The organism is Streptomyces sp. NPDC046759 (assembly GCF_040645475.1).
Classification (GTDB): Bacteria; Actinomycetota; Actinomycetes; order Streptomycetales; family Streptomycetaceae; genus Streptomyces.
Genome location: NZ_JBEYYJ010000070.1, coordinates 1 through 6,159 on the forward strand (window position 1 = coordinate 1; position 6,159 = coordinate 6,159).

A 6,159-nucleotide genomic window follows, 5' to 3' on the forward strand; every position below is an offset into this window, starting at 1 on the left:
GCGCTCGGGGGTGGACTTCGCTCGTCTGGGGGCGCGTTGGCTCTTCTGTCTGGGCGCCCCCTGCGCTTTCCGGGGGGGGGGGGGCCGCCCGCCCGCCACCGCCGACCCCGCCCTCCCCGCCGACTCCCTCTGGTTCGACGGCGCCCCGCTCACCGTGCAGGGGGGCCGCTTCAGCGACGGCCAGGGGCGCGAGATCGTCCTGCGCGGCTACAACGTCTCCGGCGAGAGCAAGCTGGAGGAGAACGCCGGCCTGCCCTTCGCCTCGGTCGCCGACGCCGGGAAGTCGGCGGCCGCGCTGCGCGCCCTCGGCGGCGCCGACGCGGTCCGCTTCCTGTTCTCCTGGGCGCACGCCGAGCCCGTGCGCGGCCAGGTGGACACCGGCTATCTGGCCGCCGTCACCGAGCAGATACGCGCCTTCCTGGACGCGGGCATCCGCGTTCTCCCGGACTTCCACCAGGACCTCTACTCCCGCCACCTCTTCAACAGCGGCAGCTGGTACACCGGTGACGGCGCCCCCAAGTGGGCGGTCGACGCCGGAAGTTACCCGGCCGAGTCGTGCGGCATCTGCCTCTTCTGGGGCCAGAACATCACCCAGAACGCGGCCGTGCAGCAGGCGCAGCGCGACTTCTGGCACAACGCCCACGGCCTCCAGGACTCCTTCCTCGCCACCGCCCGCACTGCCATGACCTACCTCCGCCGCCACCTCAGCGACACGGAGTTCGGCCAGATCGCCGGCTTCGACCCGTACAACGAGCCCTACGCGGGCGGTTACGACTCGGGGCAGACCTCCCGCACCTGGGAGGAGGACCTGCTGTGGCCCTTCTACGAGAAGTTCCGCGCCGGCATGGACGCCGCCGGCTGGCAGGACAAGCCCGCTTTCGTGGAGCCCAACCTCTTCTGGAACGCCGACATCTCCAGCCAGAGACAGGAGGGCGGCCTGCTGGACGCGGGCACCCTCGGTCCGGCGTACGTCTTCAACACCCACTTCTACGACCAGAAGGCCATATCCGGCATCCTCATGTGGGGCAAGGCCGCCGACGACCAGTACGCCGCCGATTTCGCCGCCGTCCGCGACCGTGCCGCGGCCGCCGGCACCGCGGCCGTGGTCAGCGAGTTCGGTCACCCGCTCTCCGGCACGGTCGCCGACAAGGCACCCACCGTCCTCAAGGCCATGTACCAGGCCCTGGACTCCCGCCTGCCGGGGGCGAGCTGGTGGAGGGACCCGGCTGCCTCCGGGCCGGTGCTCTCCGGGACCCAGTGGCAGTGGGACCTCTACAGCGGCCGGCACCACGAGCTGATGAACGGCAACCCTGGCAAGGTGCTCACCGCCGGTGACGCCTGGAACGGCGAGGACCTCTCCGCCGCACGCCTGGACGGCTCCGGCGACGTCACCCTGCGCCAGGACGCCCGCCTGCTGGACCGTCTCTACCCGAGCGCGACGGCCGGTACGGCCCTCGCCTTCACCTACGAGGACCGCTCCCGCGACGGCTCGACGACCCTCACCTGGAACCCGGTGCCGTCGTCGCTGCCGGAGGTGGCCCGGCTCGTGGGCTCCGGCCAGTACGGGCTGCTGGTGTGGCGTTCCGGCGACGGCACCGCGCCCACCGAACTGCATCTGCCGGCGTCCTTCCCCACCGCCACCGTCGTCTCCGACCTGGGCACGGCCTGGGCACCGCCCGCCTACACAGGCGCCGCCACCCCGGTCGCCGTCGCCCCCGAGCCGGGCGGCACCGGCAGCCGCCGGCTGCTGCTCACCGACACGGACTCCGGTGTCCCGCACTTCGCGCTGGTGACCAACGGGGCCACAGCGCCCTCGCCCGGCCTGCTGAACGCGGCCCGGTCCGAGCTGGCCGCCTGGGTGGCGGCCCACTTCTGAGCCCACCTCGGCCGGAGCCGTACGGCCCCCGGGGGGAGTGGGGTCGCCCCGGGAACCGTACGGCGCTCAACTCCCGCCCGGGCCCGTCCAGTCGGCCTGGACGTGCCCCAGCCGGACGCGCTGCGGATGATCGCCGACCGGCACCGACAGCACCTTCTGGCCGGTGGCGAAGTCGATGGCGGTGATCCGGTCGGCGCCGGCCTCGGAGATGACGCAGTCCTTGCCGTCGCCGCTCACGGTCGCCCAGTAGGGCGTGGACGCGGTGACGAGCGGGCCGACGCCGAAGGAGGCCCGGTCGACGACGGTCGCGTAGTTGTCCATGGTCCCGGCGACGCACAGCTTGGTGCCCTCGGGGTTCATCGAGATGCCGTGGTGGCGCGAGTCCAGCAGCCAGGTGGTGCGGTCCGGGTTCGTCGCCGGGTTCGCCGGCAGCGTCTTCACCCGGGTGATCCTGTCCGTGGCCACGTCGTACTCCAGGAAGCCGTTGAAGAACGACACCTGGAAGTACAGCTTGGACCAGTCGGGCGTGAAGGCGGCGGGCCGCACGGCGTCGGAGAAGTCCTGCAGCCCGGCCGCGTCCAGCCGGTCCCGCATGTCGATGGTTCTGACCTGCTTGAACGTGGTCGCGTCCACAACGGTGATGTGGCGGTCGCCCTTGGTCCAGTCCCAGGCTGGGTCGTCGAGGGAGGTGGTCACCTCGCCGATGGACATGTTCCAGATGTACTTCCCGCCGTTCGTGAAGAAGTTCTCGTGCGGCTTGTCGCCGGTGCCGAACTCGCCCACTTCCCTGCCGGTGTCGATGTCGAGCACCTGCACCTTGTTCGCGGTGGACGCCGAGACCGCGACCCGGGTGCCGTCGGGCGAGACCGCCATGTGGTCGGCGCGGTAACCGGCCACGGGAAAGCGCCAGTTGATCTTGTCGGTGGCCAGGTCGATGGAGACGACGTCGGCGAAGCTGGGCCGGGAGACGACCACGGACTTCCCGTCGGGCGTGGAGTACATGTCGTCCACGTACTGGTCGTGCCCCTCGCCCACCTCGTTGCGGATGGACGTGTAGTAGATCCACTTGATCGGGTCGGCGTTGATCTCCGCCAGCCGCTGTGCCTTGTCGGGAATGACGTCGATCCGGCCGATCTTCGCGAGGTCGCCTGAGGACTTGACGACATCGGCGGTGCCGTCCCAGTTGTTGCCGACGAACAGCACCTCGCGCAGACCGTCGGAGGCGCCGCTCGCGGCGGAGGCGGCGGTCGCCGGACCGGCGAAGGTCAGGGCGAGGGCGGCGGCCATGGAGCACAGGTGCCTGGTTCTGGAGGCAGGCATGACTGCTCTCTTTCCTCGGGGAGGGTGCGCGGAATCTGAACATGGCTGCATTCACAGTGAACTTACTGAAAAGTAAGGAGTGGATGGGCTGCTCGACAAGATGTGTGCACGACAAGATTGGGTGACCGGCCGGCCGACGGAGGGGGAAGAGTGACGGGCAGGCTCAAGGCGCCGACGGGCCGTTACCGCGGCAGATCCGCCGAGGAACGGCAGGCAGAGCGACGCGCGCGCTTCCTGGGCGCCGCCCTGGAGCTGTTCGGCGGCACCCCCGGCTTCCGGGGTACGACGGTCGCCGCGCTGAGCCAGGCGGCAGGTCTGTCCACGCGCCAGTTCTACGAGGAGTTCCGCACCCTGGAGGACGTCCTCGCCGCGCTGCACCTGGAGGTCAACGGCTGGGCCGAGCAGGCGGTGCTGGACGCCCTCGCCGCGGCGGACGGGCTTCCTCTGGCCGAGCGCACCACCGTGCTCTTCCGGGCCTACGCCCGCGATGTCACCTGCGATCCGCGCCGCATCCGCATCGCCTTCGTGGAGATCGTCGGCGTCAGCCCCCGCCTGGAGGAGCAGCGCCTGGCCCGCCGGGCCCGCTGGATCGACCTCATCCGTGCCGAGGCGGACGCGGCCGCCGTGCGCGGGGAGGCGGCGCCCCGCGACTACCGCCTCGCCGCGGCGGCCTTCATCGGCAGTGTCAACGGCCTCCTGCACGACTGGAGCGCCGGCTGGGTGGACGCCACGCTGGACGAGGTGGTGGACGAGCTGGTGCGGCTGCTGCTCGGGATGCTCCGGCCGGAGGGCTGGCGGCCCTAGACCGACGCAAAGGCGGCGTGATCCACTCATCGGCCCAGGTGAGCGCGTTCGCACCTGGTTCGACGCGCGCGATCGGCCCGTAGCTGGTCTGCTGGTGCGGGGGCGTCGCAGCCGTGCTCCGGAACAGCCGTGCTCCGGAACGGACGACACACCGGACGACACACCGGACGACACAGGAGAGAGTGATGACTACCTACCGAGTCGCGCAGGTGACCACCGCGGGCGGCCCGTTCGGGCTGGTCGAGCGGGAGGTGCCCGAGCCGGGTCCCGGGTATGCGCGGATCGCCGTCGAAGCCTGCGGCATCTGCCACAGCGATGCCCTCTTCGTGAACGGCGCACTGCCGGGCGTGACGTTCCCGGTGGTGGCCGGGCACGAGATCGCCGGACGCGTCGAGGCACTGGGCCAAGGCGCTCAGGACCGCGGCTGGCAGGTCGGCGACCGGGTGGCGGTCGGCTGGTTCGGCGGGAGCTGCGGCCACTGCAAGCAGTGCCGGCAGGGTGACTTCATCGTCTGCCGGTATCTGAAGGTCCCCGGATGGGCGTACGACGGAGGCTTCGCCGAGAAGGTGATCGCACCCTTCGACGCCCTGGCCCGGATCCCCGACGCGCTGGCGGCGGGCGACGCGGGACCCATGGCCTGCGCGGGCGTGACGGTCTTCAACGGGCTGCGGCGCAGCTCCGCCCGGTCCGGCGACCGGGTCGCGGTGCTCGGCCTCGGCGGCCTGGGGCACCTCGCGGTGCAGTACGCGGTCGCGTCGGGCTTCGAGACGGTGGCGATCGCGCGGGGTGCGGAGAAGGCCGACTTCGCCAAGCAGTTGGGCGCCCACCACTACGTCGACAGCACCGCCGGAACTCCGGTGGCCGAGGCCCTGCAGTCCCTCGGCGGAGCGGACGTCGTACTGGCCACCGCCGGGAACTCCGAGGCCATCACGGCCACCGTGGACGGGCTGGCGCCACGCGGTGAGCTCGTGGTCATCGGAGCGGACTACGAACCGATGGGCATCAACCCCGCCCAGCTGCTGTTGACCGGCCGGATCGTGCGCGGCCACCCGTCCGGCACCTCGCAGGACGTGGAGGACACCATGGCCTTCAGCGCCCTGCACGGCATTCGCCCGATGACCGAGACCGCGCCGCTGGACGACGTGGCCGAGGCCTACCAGAAGATGATGGCCGGCAAGGCCCGCTTCCGGATGGTGCTCACCACCGGCTGACCCGGGCATCCGGGGTGAGAGTCGGGCGGTGCCTCGGCCGCCGAGCCGGTGCAGCGCCAGCCGTGGACAGAGGCGGCGCCGTCCTCGCCGTGGATGCGGGCGCCCGGCGAGCGCGCCCGCTCCCGGCACCCCGGCTCCCGGGTGACCCGCAGGAGGGCGGGGCCGGGGCGGCCACGGTGAGGACCGCGCAGCGGTACGACGTCCGCAGCCGTCTCCGGTGCCCTCAGCCGGCGGCATGCCGGCGCCGGTTCCCGGGAGCCCGCATGCCGGAAAACTCCGGCAGCCAGATCCGCCGTCGCGACCACCTGGGCGCGGGCGGCAGGCGTCCGGCACGGTGGCCCTGTCCGGACCGACGAAGACCTGCGGTTGACCGTCGCCGACGAACTCGTCGATGATGCGCGGCAGTTGTGCCATCGCGTCGTACGGCACCACGCGTAGTGGCGACGCTACTAGACGGCGGACACCGCCAGCAGAGACGCTACTCGGCGGCGGACACCGCCAGCAGAGACGCCGCCGCGAGCACCGCGCACCCCAGGAGCAGACACGCCAGCAGACGCTGCCGCAGCGCCCGGTACCGTGACTCGTACGTGTGCCGCAGCTCCTCGGCGCGTTCGGCGGTGCGCTGCCACGACCGGCGGGACAGCGCCACATACTCCGCCTCGAACTCCCGCTCCAGCTCCTCGCGTTGCGCGCCGGTGAGCCAGCCCAGCCGGGACGCGGTGCGCGCCGCCGCCGTACGGCCCTCCTCCCGTGCGGCGGCGAGCAGCAGATGGCCCTCGATCTCCCGGACGAGTGTCCGCTCCTCGTGAGCCGTCACCGTGCGCTCAACTCCCGTTCCGCGGACAGTGTTCCGGGGTGGTGCAGGTCGAACGCCGGGGATTCGCTGCGGATCCGCGGCAGGGTGAGGAAGTTGTGCCGCGGCGGCGGGCAGGAGGTCGCCCACTCCAG

At 71.8% G+C, this 6,159-nt stretch carries 5 protein-coding genes; 3 read left to right on the forward strand and 2 right to left on the reverse strand.

The genetic code is table 11. The annotated features are described in order from the left end of the window. Positions 1-49 precede the first annotated feature (49 nt). On the forward strand, positions 50-1,876 hold the full coding sequence (locus ABZ919_RS41325; protein WP_361259448.1) for a cellulase family glycosylhydrolase: 1,827 nt from the start codon (positions 50-52) through the stop codon (positions 1,874-1,876). Positions 1,877-1,942: 66 nt separating this feature from the next. On the opposite strand, the gene ABZ919_RS41330 is transcribed toward ABZ919_RS41325, so the two are convergent. Next, the gene (locus ABZ919_RS41330) at positions 1,943-3,196 is read right to left on the reverse strand and encodes a YncE family protein (protein ID WP_361259437.1); all 1,254 of its coding nucleotides are present in this window, start codon (positions 3,194-3,196) and stop codon (positions 1,943-1,945) included. A gap of 150 nt (positions 3,197-3,346) precedes the next feature. Between ABZ919_RS41330 and ABZ919_RS41335 the strand changes: the two genes are divergently transcribed. Further along, positions 3,347-4,000: a TetR family transcriptional regulator gene (locus ABZ919_RS41335; protein ID WP_361259440.1), complete on the forward strand. Its 654-nt coding sequence runs from the start codon at positions 3,347-3,349 to the stop codon at positions 3,998-4,000. 185 nt (positions 4,001-4,185) lie between these two features. Next, on the forward strand, positions 4,186-5,211 hold the full coding sequence (locus ABZ919_RS41340) for an alcohol dehydrogenase (RefSeq protein WP_361259443.1): 1,026 nt from the start codon (positions 4,186-4,188) through the stop codon (positions 5,209-5,211). 478 nt (positions 5,212-5,689) lie between these two features. On the opposite strand, the gene ABZ919_RS41345 is transcribed toward ABZ919_RS41340, so the two are convergent. Then, positions 5,690-6,028: a hypothetical protein gene (locus tag ABZ919_RS41345; RefSeq protein WP_361259446.1), complete on the reverse strand. Its 339-nt coding sequence runs from the start codon at positions 6,026-6,028 to the stop codon at positions 5,690-5,692. Between the last annotated feature and the right edge of the window lie 131 nt (positions 6,029-6,159).

Bases quoted from the DNA above. Each gene is read 5' to 3' on its own strand.
- ABZ919_RS41340 (WP_361259443.1), top strand. From the start codon at position 4,186: ATGACTACCTACCGAGTCGCGCAGGTGACCACCGCGGGCGGCCCGTTC.
- ABZ919_RS41330 (WP_361259437.1), bottom strand. From the start codon at position 3,196: ATGCCTGCCTCCAGAACCAGGCACCTGTGCTCCATGGCCGCCGCCCTC.